2 protein-coding genes are annotated in these 17,914 nt (G+C 77.0%); both read left to right on the forward strand.

The window, feature by feature from the left end; genetic code table 11:
* Positions 1 to 106: 106 nt before the first annotated feature.
* Positions 107 to 2,860: a PE family protein gene (locus tag AC5Y6Y_RS13895; RefSeq protein ID WP_473138913.1), complete on the forward strand. Its 2,754-nt coding sequence runs from the start codon at positions 107 to 109 to the stop codon at positions 2,858 to 2,860.
* 256 nt (positions 2,861 to 3,116) lie between these two features.
* Positions 3,117 to 17,882: a PE family protein gene (locus AC5Y6Y_RS13900; protein ID WP_473138951.1), complete on the forward strand. Its 14,766-nt coding sequence runs from the start codon at positions 3,117 to 3,119 to the stop codon at positions 17,880 to 17,882.
* Positions 17,883 to 17,914: the final 32 nt, after the last annotated feature.

Below are 17,914 nucleotides of genomic sequence, written 5' to 3' on the forward strand. Positions count from 1 at the left end.
GGCCCAAGTCGAGTTATGGTTCGTATCGGCTTTGCCCATCAGCATGACCGGGGGACATGTAAACCACGGCCTCACCAGGTCGTGACCTAGTAAGTGGACGGTTCCCATGTCGTATCTCCTTGCAACAGCGCCGGACCTGCTGACCGCCGCAGCCTCCGACTTGGCCGGCCTCGGCGCCACGCTGGAGTCAGCCAACGCCGCTGCGGCGGCCTCCACCACCAACCTGCTGGCCGCCGCGCAAGACGAGGTGTCCACCGCCATTGCCGCACTGTTCGGCACCCACGGGCAGGCCTACCAGAGCATCAGCACCCAGGCCGCGGCCTTTCAGGCCCAGTTCACCCGGGCGCTGGCTGCGGGCGCGAATTCCTACGCGCTGGCCGAGGCGACCGCCGCAACCCCGTTGCAGCCGCTGCTCGACCTGATCAACTGGCCGACCGAGACGCTGTTCGGCCGACCGATCATCGGCGACGGCGCGAACGGCATCGATGGAACTGGCGCTGCCGGAAAGCCCGGCGGCTACCTGTTCGGTAACGGCGGCCGGGGTGGAACGGGCGCGGCCGGGCAGGCCGGTGGGGCCGGCGGGTCGGCCGGGTTGATCGGACACGGCGGTGCCGGCGGCAGCGGCGGCGCAACGTCGTCCGGCGCGGGCGGAGCCGGCGGCGCGGGCGGAAACGGCGGCTGGCTCTACGGCAGCGGTGGCGCCGGCGGCGCCGGCGGTGCCAATACCGGTGGACTCGGATCCGGCGGGCTCGGCGGACTCGGCGGCAGCGCCCGACTCATCGGCAGCGGCGGGGCCGGCGGGGCCGGCGGGTCGAGCGTGAGCGGGGCCGGCGGGTCCGGCGGCAACGGCGGCAGCTCCGGACTGCTGTGGGGCAACGCCGGATTCGGCGGAAACGGTGGCAGTGCCGGCGCAAACGGCGCCGGCGGCGCCGGGGGTGACGGCGGCAACGCATGGATCCTCGGCACCGCCGGATTCGGCGGTAGTGGCGGTGACTCCGCAGGTCTCGGGGCCGCCGGTGCCGGCGGCGACGGCGGCAACGCGCTGTTCCTGGCCAACGCCGGGTTCGGCGGCAACGGCGGCCACGCCACCGGCATCGGCGCCGGCGGCGCCGGCGGTGTCGGCGGCAACGCCTGGTTGCTGGGCAACGGCGGCTACGGCGGGGCCGGGGGCAGCAGCGCGAGCGCCGGTGGCGGCGCCGGCGGCGCTGGCGGGGCGGCCTGGCTGATCGGCTTCGGTGGCGGCGGCGGTGCGGGTGGCAGCAGCGGCGGTTCGTTCGGCGGGGCCGGCGGGTCCGGTGCCACCGGCGGACTACTCGTCGGGTCCGGCGGCGCCGGTGGTGCCGGTGGCGCCAATCTCGGCGGTCACGGTAACGGCGGTGCCGGTGGCACTGGTGGCACCGCGTGGCTGTTGGGCAACGGTGGCACCGGGGGCGCGGGCGGAACCAGCACTACCGGCGACGGCGGCGACGGCGGCACCGCCGCCAACGGCGGATTCCTGATCGGGTCCGGCGGGGACGGTGGCCACGGCGGGTCGACGACCTTTGCGGCCGGTTCCGCCGGTAGCGCCGGAACCGCGGGCAGTGCGTGGTTGATCGGCAACGGCGGCGATGGCGGCAACGGCGGGAGCGCGCCCACCGGCGGGCTGGCCGCCAACGGTTCCAACGGCGGTAACGCCGGGTTCTTGCTCGGCTGCGGCGGCGACGGCGGCAACGGCGGGGCGGGTGTGGCCGGAATCGGCGACGGCATCGGCGGCGGTGGTGGCAACGCCTGGCTGTTCGGCAGCGGCGGGGACGGCGGCAACGGCGTGATCGGCGGCACCGCCGGCCGGGCCGGGCTGTTGATCGGCTACGGCGGCGACGGCGGCACGGGACGCCCGGGCGCCAACGGCGGTCTGCTGTTCGGCGACGGCGGCGACGGCGGCGACGGCGGCTTCGAAGTGCCGTCCAACGGCGGCAGCGGCGGCCGATCCTGGTTACTCGGTAGCGGTGGTCACGGCGGCGCCGGCAGTTCCGGCGTCGCAGCCGTCGCCGACGGGAACGGCTGGTATGGCGGCAACGGCGGCGACGCCGGGTTCCTCTTCGGCTTCGGCGGCCACGGGGGGACCGGCGGAACCGGGCTGGTCACGGTGCCTGGATCCGGTAATGGCGGTGGTGGTGGCGCCGGTGGTGACGCCGGGTGGATCTGGGGCCGCGGCGGTGCCGGCGGCCATGGCGGTGGCGGCGGTACGGGCATCGCCGGTGCTGCCGGAGGCATCGGCGGTGCCGGGGGCAACGGCGGCACCGCCGTGCTGCTCGGCAGCGGTGGTGCCGGCGGCAACGGTGGGTCCGGCGGTCTGGCTGGATCCGGCTCGTCGGGCGGAGCCGGAGGCCAGGGCGGAAGTGCCGGTGGCAGCGGCTTCATCTACGGCAACGGTGCAGCGGGCGGCGTCGGTGGCAATGGTGGAGCCGGTGCCGGGGGTGTCGGTGGTCCCGCCGGTGGCGCCGGGGGTGCCGGCGGTCACGGCGCCTCGACCTTCCTGCTCGGCAACGGCGGTGCCGGCGGGGCGGGCGGCTCGGGTGGCAACGGTTCGGGCAACGTCGGCGCGGCCGGTGGCCACGGCGGAGCCGCCGGTAACAGTGGGTTCATCTTCGGTAACGGCGGAATCGGCGGTGGCGGCGGCGCCGGCGGCGAGAACCTGAGCGGCGCTACCGGCGGTCCCGGCGGCGGCGGCGGTACCGGAGGCAGCGCCACCTTCATCGGCAACGGCGGCAACGGTGGCCGCGGGGGTGCCGGGGGTCCGGGCACCCCGGAGGGTGCCGACGGAGCCGGCGGCAGCGGCGGGCGAGGCGGGATCTTCGGCCAGGCCGGCGTCACCGGCTGACAAATTCGAACCGGCAGTCACCACTGTGCCCTAGGAACCGCAGCTATGCCCACGTTAGGCCATTCGACATGGGTCGAGGTGCGGTTAGCATGTCCTTGCAAAACTAACTGGATGTATTTTGGCATTTTTGAGTGAAAGCCAGTTTGTTTTGGCCGAAATCGAGTTATGGTTCGTATCGGCTTTGCCCATCAGCATGACCGGGGGACATGTAAACCACGGCCTCACCAGGTCGTGACCTAGTAAGTGGACGGTTCCCATGTCGTATCTCCTCGCTGCGCCGGACGTGTTGAGCTCCGCGGCTTCCGATCTAGCCGGACTCGGCGCCACGCTGGAGTCGGCAAACGCCGCTGCAGCGGCCTCGACCACCAACCTGCTGGCCGCCGCGCAAGACGAGGTGTCTACCGCCATCGCGGCGCTGTTCGGCACCCACGGGCAGGCCTACCAGAGCATCAGTGCCCAGGCTGCGGCCTTCCACAGCCAGTTCATGCAGAACCTGACGGCCAACGCCGGCTCGTACGCGTGGGCCGAGGCCGCCGGCGCGGCACCGCTCGAGGGACTCGGCGTAGCGGTGCTGGGTGCCATCAACACCCCCACCCAGGTCCTGCTCGGCAGGCCGCTGATCGGTGACGGCGCCAACGGGGCGCAGCCCGGCCAGGCCGGCGGGGACGGCGGCCTGCTGTGGGGCAATGGCGGCGCCGGTGCGGGCGGCGCGGCCGGTCAGGCCGGCGGAGCCGGCGGCAACGCCGGGTTGATCGGACACGGCGGAGTCGGCGGTGCGGGTGGGTCATCGACCACGGCCAACGGTGGCGCCGGCGGGGCCGGTGGCAACGGCGGATGGCTCTACGGCAGTGGCGGCTCCGGCGGCATCGGTGGTGCCAACCTGAACGGACTGGGCACCGGTGGCACCGGGGGTGTGGGCGGTCGGGCCTGGCTGATCGGCGCCGGCGGCACCGGCGGTGCGGCGGGTTGGGGCGCCAACGGTGGCGCTGGCGCGGCCGGCGGCAGCGGCGGATGGTTGTACGGCGACGGTGGTGCCGGCGGCGCCGGTGGCGCCAACACCAGTCCGACCGGTATCGGTGGGACCGGTGGCCGGGGCGGGGACGCCTGGCTGCTCAGCGCCGGTGGTGCCGGTGGGGCCGGTGGCACCGGACCGGGCGGTAGCGGTTTCGGCGGTGTGGGCGGCGACGGCGGCCACGGTGGTCTGCTGGCCGGCGCCGGCGGCGCCGGTGGTACCGGCGGCACCGCGGGCATCGGCGGCACCGGCGGATCCGGTGGCGACGCGGGCTGGCTTTCCGGTGCGTCCGGCGGGGCCGGTGGCATCGGCGGCATCGGCAATACCGGCAGCGGCGGCGTCGGCGGCACCGGTGGGTCCGGTGGTCTGTTCGGTCCGGGTGGGTCGGGCGGCACCGGTGGCACCGGCGCGGCGATCGGTGGCATCGGCGGTCGCGGTGGCCACGCCGGATGGCTGCTGGGCACCGGTGGCGCGGGCGGCAGCGGTGGCACCAGCGGTACCGGCAACGGCGGTGGAACCGGCGGCGCCGGCGGCAACGCCGGCTGGCTGTACGGCAACGGCGGCGTCGGCGGCAACGGTGGCCGGGGTGGCGACGGGCTCGCCGGGATCTCCGGCGGCAATGGCGGTGACGGTGGGGCGGGCGGCCGGGGCGGTCTGCTGTTCAGCGACGGCGGCAACGGCGGCAACGGTGGGACCGGCGGCAGGGGTGGCACCGGCATTCAAGGCAGCAACGGCGCAGACGGGGTCTGGGGCGTCGACTACGGCAACGGAGACGGCGGCGGCCAGAACGGTGGCGGCGGCGGCGTCGGCGCGACCGGCGGTAATGGTGGCAACGGCGGTGCGGCTGGTCGCGGTGGCCTGCTGTTCGGCGAGGACGGCATCCTCGGCCGGGGCGGCAATGGTGGCGACGGCGGCACCGGCGGCGGCGCCGGCAACGGCGGCAACGGTGCGGCCGGCACGCTGGCGAATCCCGACGGCGGTCGGGGCGGCAACGGCGGCAACAACGGTGCCGGCGCCGCAGCCGGCGGCACCGGTGGCTACGGCTCGGTCATCGGCAAGCACGGCGCGGCCGGCACCATGGCCACCGGCACCGGGGGCAACGGCGGCACCGGTGGCGCGGGTTATGACGCATCGACCGGTTCCATCGCCGGCGCCAGTGGCGGCAACGGCGGACACGGTGGTGACGGCGGCAACTACGGCAACGGTGGCGCCGGTGGCGCCGGCGGCAACGCGGCGGCGGGCAAGGCCGGTGCTGATGGCGTCGACCCCGGTGACAGCGGCGGCCACGGTACGGCCGGCGGCTCGGGTGGTGCCGGTGGCTATGGCGGCAAGGGTGGTTCGGTCGCCGGTGCCGGCGGTGTGGGTGGCGCAGGCGGCGACGGTGGCACCGGTGGTTCCGGCGGCAAAGGTGTCAACGGCCAGTCCAGCACCGTCGCCGGTGTCAACGGCGGCGACGGTGGCAACGGCGGCAGTGGTGCCGACGGCGGCAATGGGGGCGCCGGCGGAATGGGTGGCACCGACCATGTGGGCAACGCCGCCAAGGCGGGCGCCAACGGCGTCGGCGGTAACGGCGGCGATGCCGGCGCGGCCGGTACCGGTGGGCGCGGCGCCGACGGCACCGCCGCGCACGTCAACGGTTCCGACGGCGGCAAGGGCGGCGACGCCGGTCTGTCCGGCTTCAAAGGCCTGGGCGGTGACAACGGCGTCAGTACCGTGGTCGACGGCAAAGACGGCCTGGGCGTCAACGGCGGCCGGGGCGGTGACGGCGGTAATGGTGCCGTCGGGGCCGCCGGCAGCCAGGGACTGGGCGCCGGGGCCAGTGGTGGCAATGCCCAAGCCGGTGGCGATGGTGGTGACGGCGGCAAGGGCGGCGCTGCCGGTCGCGCCGGGACCACAGCTGGTAGCGGTGGCACCGGCGGCGGAGGTGGCGAAGGCGGTGAAGGCGGTTCCGGTGTGCGGGGTGCAGATGCGACCGGCACCGACGCCAACGGCGTGGGCAACACCGGCCAGCAGGGTGGCGACGCGGGCAAGGGCGGGGCGGGAGGAACCGGCGGCAAGGGCGGCGCGGCCGGTGACGCAGGCCCCTACGGCGGGTCAGCAGGTACCGCCGGTGCCGGTGGCGCCGGGGGTGACGGTGGCGCTGCGGGGACGGCGGGCGCCGGTGGCCACGGGGCGGCCGGTGCCGACGGACAGACCGGGGTGGACTACGGCACTGGTGCCGGCGACGGTGGCCGGGGCGGTGACGGCGGCAAGGGCGGCAACGGCGCCAGCGGCGGCAACGGCGGGGTCGCGGGCCTCAACGGTGACGGCACCGCGCCCACGGCGGCCAACGGCGCGGGCGCCAAGGGCAGCGATGGCGGTGCCGGCGGCAACGCCGGCGCCGGTGGACGGGGTGTGACCGGGGCGTCGGGCTCCGCCGGGGTGAACCTGGGCGCAGGCGCCGAAGGTGGTAGCGGCGGCGCGGGTGGTCGTGGCGGCGATGGTGGCACTGGCGGGACGGGCGGCTTCAACGGGGGCAGCACCACCAGCCACGCCGCTGACGGCACCGGCGGCCTGGGCGGGCGCGGCGGTAACGCCGGCGTTGCCGGCGACGGTGGCCGCGGCGCGGACGGTACCGCCAGTTACGTCGACGGCGGCAAGGGCGGTGCCGGTGGTGACGCCGGTGCGATCGGCCAGCACGGCACTGGTGGTCTCAACGGTGACGGCAGCGGCCCTGCGGGCAATCTTTCCAACGGCACCGGCGCCAATGGCGGTAAGGGTGGCGACGGCGGTCGGGGTGCCGGCGGCGCCGCGGGCGCCAACGGTCTCAACCCCGGCGACAGCGGTATCGACGGTGGTGCCGGCGGTAAGGGCGGCGACGCCGGCAGCGGTGGTATCGGTCGGGGCGCGGGCTTCACCGGGGGTGCCGCGGGCGCGGCCGGTGCCGGTGGTGACGGTGGGCGCGGTGGTTCCGGCCTCAACGGCAGCACCGGGGTGGCCACCTCGGGTGCGGGTCTGGCCGGCGGTGACGGCGGTAACGCCGGCAGTGGCGGTAGGGGTGGCGACGGCGGTAAGGGCGGCAGCGGCGGCGCGGGCACCGACGGCGCCGGTATCGGCGCTGGCACCGATGGTGGTGCGGCCGGTAAGGGCGGCGATGCCGGCACTGCCGGCAGTGGTGGTGTGGGCGCCTCCGGTCATGACGGCACCGCCGGGCACCGCGACGGCTATGACGGCGGCAACGGCGGCAAGGGCGGTAAGGGCGGCAACGGTGGCAACGGTGGCACCGGTGGCGCAGCGGGAACCGGCAGCAACGCGGCCTCGCTGAAGGCCGGGGTCGACGGTAACGGCGGCGCGGCCAGCAACGGTGGCGCCGGTGGCGCCGCCGGCAGCGGTGGCGCGGGTCAGTCGGGGGCAGCCGGGGTGGCCGGGTCCACCCAGTACGGCACGGCCGGGCAGGGTCAGGCCGGTGCCAACGGTGGAGCTGGTGGCGTCGGCGGCGAGGGCGGCGCCGGCGGTAAGGGCGGCACCGGACTCAGCGCGGGCAGCGACGGCACCGGCGGCCTGGGCGGGCGCGGCGGTAACGCCGGCACTGCCGGCGACGGTGGCCGCGGCGCCGATGGCACGAGCAGTTACCTCGACGGCGGCAAGGGCGGTGCCGGTGGCAACGCCGGCACGGTCGGCGCCCATGGCACCGGCGGCCTCAACGGTGACGGCAGCGGCCCTGCAGGCAACAACGGCGACGGTTTCGGCGCCAATGGTGGCAGGGGTGGCGACGGCGGTCATGGTGCCGAAGGCGCTGTCGGCGCCAACGGCCTCAACCCCGGCGACAGCGGGGCGGCGGGCGCCGCGGGCGGTAAGGGTGGCGAAGGCGGCGCCGGCGGTACTGCCAGCGGTAGCCAGACCCCGGCCGGCCTCACCACCCACGGTGGTGACGGCGGCACCGGCGGAAAGGGCGGCGCCGGCGGTAAGGGCGGCAGCGGCTTGAACGGGGCCAACGGCGCGGCGATCACCGGATCGGGCGGCGACGGTCAGAACGGTGGCAACGCCGGTGCCGGCGGCGCCGGCGGCGACGGTGGCACGGGTGGCAACGCCGGTGGCGGTGGCACCGGCGGCGGCATCGCCGGCAACGCCGGTAGCGGCGGCAACGCCGGTAACGGCGGGGACGCCGGAGCCGCCGGAAAGGGCGGCCTCGGAGCCAACGGTGCGCCCGGCGCGGCCGGCGTCGACGCCTACGGCAATGGTGTGGGCGGCGGCCAAAGCGGTGGCGACGGCGGCAATGGCGGTAACGGCGCCAACGGTGGTGACGGTGGCAAGGGCGGCGCTGCCGGTATCGGCGCCGGCGGCAACGCCGGCGCGTACGGTGACGGCGGCAATGCCAGCAACGGTGCCGTCGGCGGGGCGGCGGGCTCCGGCGGGGGCGGCGTCAAGGGTTCGGTCGGCACCGCAGGCGCCGACCTCTACGGCACCGGTGTCGGCGCCGGTCAGGACGGTGGAAACGGCGGCGACGGCGGCACCGGCGGTAACGGCGGGGCCGGCGGCACCGGTGGAAAGGCGCTCGGCGGCACTGCCAAAGCAGGCACCAACGGCACCAGTGCGGCAGGCGGCATCGGCGGCAATGCCGGCGCGGCAGGCGACGGAGGTCGGGGTGCCAACGGCATCAGCGGCACCGCCTACGCCGATGGCGGCCGGGGTGGCGCGGGCGGCAATGCTGGGCACATCGGGCTGGGTGGTCTCAACGGCAACGGCGTGGGCACTGCCGCGTCGGGCACCGGCGCCAACGGCGGCACCGGCGGCACCGGTGGTGACGGCGCGGCCGGGCTGACCGGTACCAACAACGGCAGCGCCGGGGCCAACGGCTCCGTCGGCGGCGACGGCGGCAACGGCGGCGGCGGTGGCACCGGTGGTATCGGTCGGGGTGCCGGCTTCCACGGCGGCGATGGCGGTGCGGCGGGCACCGGCGGCGCCGGCGGCCTCGGCGGCTCCGGCGTCGACGGCGCCAACGGGACCACCACCGCCGGGGTGGGTAACAACGGTCAGGACGGCGGCGACGCCGGGGCCGGCGGCAGGGGCGGTAAGGGCGGCGACGGCGGCAGTGCCGGCAGCGGCACCGACGGCGCCACCAAGGGCACCGCGACCAACGGCGGGGCGGGCGGCGCAGGTGGTGCCGCGGGCACCGCCGGCAAGGGTGGCCTCGGCGCGACCGGCCACGACGGCACTTCCACCCACCTGGATGGTTATCGAGGCGGCGACGGCGGGGCCGGCGGTGACGGCGCCAACGGTGGTAACGGCGGGGCCGGCGGCAACGCCGGCGGCAACGGCACCAACACCGCGACCGCAGGCACTTACGGCAAGGGCGGCAATGCCTCCAACGGTGGCGCCGGCGGAGCAGCGGGCGCCGGCGGGGCCGGCCTCACCGGCGCCAACGGGGTCGCCGGAACCAATAGCGGCATTGGTGTCAGCGGCGGCAACGGTGGCGATGGCGGCACCGGTGGCGACGGTGGCAAGGGTGGCGTCGCAGGCCAAGACGGCAACGGTGGCACCACCGCGACCAACGGCAAGGGCGGCATCGGTGGCCGGGGTGGTAACTCCGGCACGGCCGGTGACGGCGGCCGCGGTGCCGATGGCGTCGCGGGTACCGCCAACCTCGCCGGTGGTGCGGGCGGTCGCGGCGGTGACGCGGGCGCCATCGGGCTCGGCGGCGACGGCGGTGCGGACGGCGTCGGCACCGGCAACGGCGGCACCGACGGCCCCGGCACCGGCGCCAACGGTGGCAGGGGTGGCGACGGCGGCACCGGCGCGGTGGGTAACGCCGGCAAAGACGGCGTCAATCCGGGCGACAGCGGCACCAATGGCACGACCGGCGGAAACGGCGGCAGTGCCGGTGCCGGCGGTACCGGACGCGGCGCCGGCTTCCACGGTGGCAACGCCGGCACAGCCGGCCGGGGTGGCGACGGTGGTGCCGGTGGATCCGGTGTCACCGGCAGGGACGGTTCCTTCGGCGCCGGTCAGGGCGGCGCCGGATTGATCGGCGGCAACGCGGGCAACGGTGGCAACGCGGGCAACGGCGGCAGCGGCGGCAACGCCGGCGCCGGCACCGACGGGGCCACCGCGGGTACCTCGTCCAGCGGCGCGGCCGGCGGCCGGGGCGGCAACGCCGGCAATGCGGGCAACGGCGGCAACGGCGCCCTCGGACACGACGGCACCGCGGCCCACCCCGATGGCTACACCGGTGGTAACGGCGGCGAAGGCGGCAGGGGCGGCAACGGCGGCAACGGCGGCAACGGCGGCACCGCGGGCATCGGTGGCACCAACATCTCTGCCGGGGGCGCCAAGGGCGCCGGCGGCAACGCCACCAACGGCGGCACCGGTGGGGCGGCCGGCACCGGCGGCAACGGCATCGCCGGCGCCGACGGCCTGGCCGATGTCGACAAGTACGGCACCGGTATCGGCGGCGGCCAGAACGGCGGCAACGGTGGCGACGGCGGGACCGGCGGTGCTGGCGGCGCCGGTGGCACCCGGGGCACGGCAGGCACCATCGGTACCGGGGCTGCCATCAACGGCACCGCGGGCAACGGCGGCAACAGCGGGGCCGGCGGCAACTCCGGGCAGGCCGGCGCCGGTGGCGACGGCGCGAAGGGCACCGCCGCCAACCCCAACGGCGGCAACGGCGGCAAGGGTGGCGACGCGGGCAACATCGGCAAGGGTGGCACCGTCGGCACCGCCGGCACCGGAGGCGTCAACGGCGGCAAGGGCGCCGACGGCATCGGCGCCCACGGCGCTGACGGTGGCGTCGGCGGTGACGGCGCGGCGGGCACGGCCGGCAAGAACGGCGTCAATGCCGGTGACAGCGGCACCAACGGCACGGTCGGCGGCCAGGGCGGTCTCGGCGGTGACGGTGGCACCGGTCGCGGCGCGGGCTTCCACGGTGGCACCGGCGGTGACGGCGGCCAGGGTGGCGCGGGCGGCGACGGTGGCTCCGGGGTGAACGGCGCTGCCGGCACGGTCACCACCGGTGCCGGCAACGACGGGCAGAACGGCGGCAATGCCGGCAGCGGCGGCAACGGCGGCGGCGGCGGCAGGGGTGGCAACGCGGGCGGCACGTCCGACGGCGCCAGCGTGGGCAGCTCGGGTAGCGGCGGCGACGCCGGCAAGGGTGGCGACGCCGGTACCGCCGGTAACGGTGGCGCCGGTGCCATCGGCCACGACGGCTCCTTCCCGGCCGGCAACAACGGCGACGGGTACCGCGGCGGCAACGGTGGCAACGGCGGGACCGGCGGCAACGGCGGCAACGGCGGCACTGGCGGCGCTGCGGGCACCGGGACCGGTGGTACAGCCGGCGCCAACGCCAACGGTGGCAACGCCAGCAATGGCGGCAACGCCGGGCGCCCGGGTGACGGTGGTCACGGAGCCGACGGCACGTCGGCCCACGTCGACGGCGGCCGGGGCGGTGACGGCGGCAACGCCGGTACCGCAGGTAAGGGCGGTACCGGCGGCACGGCCGGCGCCGGCGCCACCGCCGGCACCAACGGCAGCAAGGGTCTTGCGGTCACCGGGGCGGCCGGTAACGGCGGCAACGGCGGGGCGGGCTTCACCTCGACGGCCTCCGGCGCCGACGGCGGCGACGGTGGGGCCGGTGGCGACGGCGGCAACGTCGGCAACGGTGGCAACGGCGGCGACGGCGGCAACGGCGTGATCGGCGACGACGGTGTCAACGGCACTGCCGCAAACCCCAACGGCACCAACGGTCAGGCCGGTGGCAGCGGCGGCGACGGCGGCGCAGGCGGCATCGGCCATGGCGCCGGTAGGCACGGCGGCAACGGCGGTGCCGCAGGCACCGGTGCCGACGGCGGCAGCGGCGGCAGCGGCTGGACCGGACGCGAGGGGCAGTCCGGCGCCGACCTCTACAACAACGGCATTGGAGGCGGCGAGAACGGCGGCAATGGCGGCAGCGGCGCCAACGGTGGCAACGGCGGCAACGGCGGTGTCGGCGGTGCCGGGCTGAACGGCGCCACCAAGGGCAACACCGCTGCCGGCGGTTCGGCCGGAAACGGTGGAAACGCCGGGACACCTGGCGACGGCGGCGACGGTGCCGCAGGCACCGCGAGCTACACCACCGGCGGGGCCGGCGGCAACGGCGGCAGCCCGGGCACGGCGGGCGGCGGTGGCACCGGCGGCAGCGGCTCGACCCTGGGCGCGGACGGCAACGACGGCGCGATGCCGTCCGCCCCGGCAGGCAACGGTGGTCACGGGGGCGTGGGCTACACCGCTACCGAGCACGGCGCTGCGGGCGGCGAGGGCGGCGCCGGTGGTCACGGCGGCACCTACGGCAGCGGCGGCGACGGCGGCGACGGCGGCGACGGCGCCGACGGTCTGGACGGCACCGACGGCATCAGCGGGTCGGCCGACAATGTCAACGGCACCGTGGGCGAGAACGGCGGCAAGGGCGGCAAGGGCGGCATCGGCGGGAACGCCGGCGCCATGATGGGCGACGGCGGCAACGGCGGTAAGGGCGGCGTCGGCGGCTCCGGCGGCGACGGCGGTCACGGCGGGACCGGGGCCGACGGATTCACCCCCGGTGACAACGGTGGGTTGGGCGCCAACGGCGGTCAGACCGGCGGCGCCGGCGCCAGCGGCGGCCACGGTGGCGACGGTGGCGACGGCGGCGCCGGCGGTACCTCGGGGTTGTACGGCTTCAAGGGTGAGCAGGGCGCCGGAGGCGCAGCCGGTGCCGGTGGTGACGGTGGCGACGGTGGAACCGGTGGTTCCGGCGATGACGGCGCCGACGGTGTCACCAACGAGAACGCCTACGGCACTGGTATCGGCGGTGGTCAGGACGGCGGCAACGGCGGCAACGGCGGCGTCGGCGGGGTGGGCGGCAACGGCGGCAAGGGCGGCAGCGGTAGCACCATCGGCGCCGGCGGCAACGCCGGTAACGGTGGTGCCGGCGGGGACGGTGGAGCCCAGGGCGACGGTGGCCACGGCGCCGACGGCACCAAGGCCAACCCGGACGGTGGACGCGGCGGCAGCGGCGGCGACGCCGGTGTCGGCGTCGGCGGCGGCGCGGGCGGCACCGGTGGCACCGGTTCCACCAAGGGTGCCGACGGCAGCCACGGTGGCAGCGGGTCCACGCCGTCGGATATCGGTGGCGACGGTGGTGACGGTGGCGACGGCTACAACCCGACCACCCCCGGTGCGCACGGTGGCAAGGGCGGCGCCGGCGGTGACGGCGGCAATTACGGCAACGGCGGCGACGGCGGTCAGGGCGGCAACGGCGTCGCGGGCGCCACCGGCAACGACGGCAGCGCTACCAGCATCAACGGCACCAACGGCCAGGCCGGTGGTAACGGCGGTGACGGCGGTAAGGGCGGCAACAGCGGCATCTACAACGGCTACGCCGGCACCGGTGGTGACGCCGGCAGCGGCGCCAACGGCGGCACTGGCGGCAACGGCTACAACGTCCCGGGCGGCATCGGCGGCAACGCCGGCAACGGTGGCAACGGCGGTACCGCCGGCCAGGGCGGCGCCGGCGGCGACGGCTTCCTCGGCGGCGGCGACGGCGGCACCGGCGGCAACCCCGGCAAGGGTGGTGCCGCGGGCACGCCCGGCAACAACGGCACCGGTTTGTCCGGTGCGGCTGGTGTGGCCGGTACCGACGGTCAGCTGGTCGCTCCGGGCACCGGCCGCGGTGACGGCGGCGACGGTGGTGACGCCACTGGTGTTCCGGGTGCCCACCAGCAGGGTTACGACGGTGGTGACGGTGGTGACGCCGGTCAGTACGGCGACGGCGGCGACGGCGGCAAGGGCGGCCAGGGCGGCCAGGGCGACACCGGCGCCAACGGCACCTTCCCCACCACCGGCAAGGGCGCCGACGGTGGCACCGGTGGCGTCGGTGGTGACGGTGGCCGGGGTGGCAACGGCGGCTGGGTCAGCGGTAACAGCGGCGACGGCGGCGACGGCGGCACCGGCGGTACCGGTGGTACCGGCGGTAAAGGCGCCACCGGCGACTGGAACTACAACCCCGGCGGCGGCTTCGGCACCGGCGGCGACGGCGGCAACGGCGGCGCGGGTGGCACCGGCGGCCAGGCGGGCGACGCCGGCACGGTCACCAACGGCACCGTTGGTGTCGGCGGCACCGGTGGGCAGGGTGGCACCCCCGGTCTCGGCGGCGCCGGCGGCACCGGCGCGGCGGGCGACGCGACGCACACCACCGGCGGCAAGGGTGGCCACGGCGGCAACACCGGCACCGTCGTGGGCGGCGGTGGCCAGGGCGGCGCCGGCAGTACCCCCGGCGCGAACGGCGCGTCCGGCGTACCGAACCCCAGCACCGGCGGCGGCGCCGGCGGTACCGGTGGCGCCGGTTACTCTCCCACCACCCCGGGCGCCAGCGGCGGCGACGGCGGCCTCGGCGGTGACGGCGGCGATCACGGCAACGGTGGCGCCGGCGGTGCCGGCGGAAACGGGGTGGCCGGCACCAACGGCGTCAACGGGACCGTGCCCGGCGCGAGCGGCACCGACGGTCAGACCGGCGGTTCCGGCGGTGCCGGTGGCGCCGGTGGCAACGGTGGCACCGTGGCCGGCAGCGGTGGCGTCGGCGGGGCCGGCGGCCGGGGTGCCGACGGTGGTGACGGCGGCAAGGGTGTGATCGGCAAGTACGGCGTGGCAGGCACCGACTACGGCCAGGGCGCCGGGATCGGCGGCGGACAAAAGGGTGGCGACGGCGGCAGCGGCGGCAACGGCGGCAACGGCGGTGCGGGCGGCGTCGGTGGCAAGGCCGCGGGCGGCACCGGCGCGGCTGCCGCCGCCGGCGCGACCGGCACCGGCGGCAACGGCGGCGACGCGGGAACCGCCGGCGATGGCGGAGCCGGCGCGAACGGCACCACCCTGCACCGCAACGGCGGCAACGGCGGAGCCGGTGGGGACGCCGGATTCGCCGGCGCGGCCGGCAACAACGGCGGCCTCCCCGGCACCCCGGTGATCGCGCCCAACGGCAACGGTGGGCACGGCGGCAACGGTTACCACCCGTTCACCCCGGGCAACAATGGCGGAACCGGCGGTAACGGTGGCGACGGTGGCCGGATCGGCAACGGCGGCAACGGCGGCAACGGTGGCAACGGCGTGTCCGCCACGGTCGCCGGCACCAATGCGACCGCCTACGGCGGCAGCGGCACCGCTGGCGACACCGGGGGCGCCGGTGGCGCCGGCGGCCACGGCGGCAGTGGTGGCGCGGACGCCGGCAACGGTGGCACCGGCGGTACCGGCGGCAACGGCGGCAACGGCACCGCGGGTGGCAACGGCAAGCTGGGCCTGGCCGGTGTCGCCGACACCGACCAGTACGGCACCGGCGTCGGCGGCGGTCAGGACGGCGGCAACGGCGGGGCCGGCGGCAACGGCGGGGCCGGTGGCAACGGCGGCAACGGTGGCGCGGCACCCAACGGCGTCGTCGGCAGCGGCGGCAAGGGCGGCAACTCCGGGAACGGCGCGAACGGCGGCACCCCCGGCGACGGCGGCAACGGCGCCAACGGCACCGTGACCAACCCCGACGGCGGCAACGGCGGCAACGGCGGCACCGCCTACGTGGGCCAGCACGGCACCATCGGTGCCGGCGGGTTCGACGGGAACGGTGCCAGCCAGGCCGCCAACGGCAACCCCGGCACCGATGGGCTCCCGCTGGGCACCGTGGGTAACGGTGGCAACGGCGGCGCGGGTTATGACGCATCCACCGGGACCGTCCCCGGGGCCGACGGCGGCAACGGCGGCCGCGGCGGCAACGGCGGCACGTACGGCGACGGTGGCAACGGCGGGGCCGGCGGCCACGCCGCCGACGGCACCAACGGCCTAGCCGGAACCGGTCCGGGCGCCTCCGGCACCAGCGGAACGCCCGGCGGCAAGGGCGGCGCCGGCGGCGGCGGTGGCAACGGCGGCACCATCTCCGGTGACAGCGGCAACGGCGGCAGCGGCGGCAACGGCGGTGATGGCGGTAACGGCGGCAGCGGCATCGACGGTGGCGCCGGCCAGGCCGGCGGCAACGGCGGCAGCGGCATGGACGGTGGCGCGGGCGGGGCCGGCGGCAATGCCGGCACCGTGACCTCGGGCACCCAGGGCTTCGGTGGCTCGGGTGGCAACGGCGGTAACGCCGGGACTCCGGGTGACGGTGGCAAAGGTGGGGACTCCACCAGCGCCGGCGTCTCCGGCGGCCGGGGTGGCGACGGCGGCGACGCCGGAACCGCGGGCGCTGCTGGAGCCGCCGGCACCGGCCAGACCGGACCGGGCGCCGGCACCGCCGGCACCCCGGGCACCGCAGTGACCACGCCGGCCGGCAATGGCGGCGAGGGTGGCAAGGGCTTCAGCCCGACCGACCCGGGCGCCAGCGGCACGCGTGGCGGCGACGGGGGTAACGGCGGCAACGTCGGCAACGGTGGCAAGGGTGGTGACGGCGGCAACGGCGTCGCCGGAGCGGCCGGCCCCAATGGCTCCGGTCCAGGCGGAAACGGCAACCCGGGCATGACCGGCGGCTCCGGTGGGGCCGGCGGTAATGGTGGTAACGGCGGCTCGATCTCCGGTGCTGCCGGAGTCGGCGGCAACGGTGGTAGCGGCGCCAACGGCGGTCAGGGCGGCAACGGCGTGGCCGGTGGTACCGCTCAGGCCGGTGGCCGGGGCGGCGACGGCGGCAGCGGCGGTAACGGCGGCAACGGCGGGGCTGGTGGCAAGACGCTGGGCGGTAGCGGTGTCCAGGCCGCGGACGGCGCCGGTGGCAACGCCGGTAGCGGCGCCAGCGGCGGCAACGGCGCCCTCGGCGGCAACGGTGCGGTCGGCGTGGCCGGCGTCAACAGCGGCAACGGTGGTAACGCGGGCAACGGCGGTGGTGGCGGCAACGGCGGCAACGGCGGCAACGGCGGCACCGGGTCGACGACCGGCACCGCGGGCAGCGCGGGCTCCGGCGGCAACAGCGCCGCCGGCGGTACCGGCGGCAACGGGGCGGCCGGCACCAGCGCCTCGAACCCCAACGGCGGCAACGGCGGCCGCGGCGGTGACCGAGGCGTCGCCGGCACCGCGGGAACGGTCGGCTCCGGCTCGGGCAGCCCGACTGCCGGCAACGCGGGCACGGCAACCACCAGCGGCGGCAACGGCGGCACCGGCGGCACCGGGTGGACCTCCACCACGGCCGGTGTCGACGGTGGCAACGGCGGCAAGGGCGGCGACGCCGGCAACGTCGGTACCGGCGGTACCGGCGGCACCGGCGGCAACGGCGCGCCCGGGTCGCAGGGCGCCGCGGGCACCACGCCGGGCTCCAACGGCAACACCGGCGCGACCGGCAGCGCCGGCGGCAAGGGCGGCGACGGCGGCCTGGGTGGCTCCATCTCCGGTGACGGCGGCAAGGGCGGCAACGGTGGCCAGGGTGGCACCGGCGGCCGGGGTGGCAACGGCGCGGCGGGCGACCCCACCTTCACCATCAACAACGGCATCGGCGGCAAGGGCGGCGACGGCGGACTCGGCGGCGGTGGCGGACTGGCCGGCACCGGCGGCAGCACCCTCGGTACGGGTAACGGCGGCGCCGGCGGCACCGGTGGTACCGGCGGTACCGGCGGCGCGCCGGGTACCGGCGGAAACGGTGCCACCGGTACCGCGACCCACCCCGACGGCGGCACCGGCGGCGCCAGCGGCACCGGTGGCAGCGGCGGCCAGGGTGGTCAGGGCGGCGGCGGCGGCACTGCCACCAGCGGCAAGGGTGGCAACGCCGGCGCCGGTGGCAGGGGCGGCCAGGGCGGCAATGTCCTGACCGGCCAGACCGGTGGGGTCGGCGGCAACTCCGGCCCCGGCGGCAAGGGCGGCGACGGCGGCACCGGCCCCAGCGGCGGCAACGGCGGCAGCGGCGGGTCCGCGGGCACACCCGGGACCGGTGGCGCCGGCCCCGGTGCGGCTGCGACCGCCGGCAGCAAGGGCGCCGGTGGCAACTTCGGCACTGGAGGCGCCGGTGGCATCGGCGACACCGGCAACGGGAACACCGGCGCCCCCGGCACCGCCGGCACCTAGAGACGGGCAGGCCGACCGTCCGGTCCAGCAGC

The organism is Mycobacterium sp. NGS24 (genome assembly GCF_059813065.1).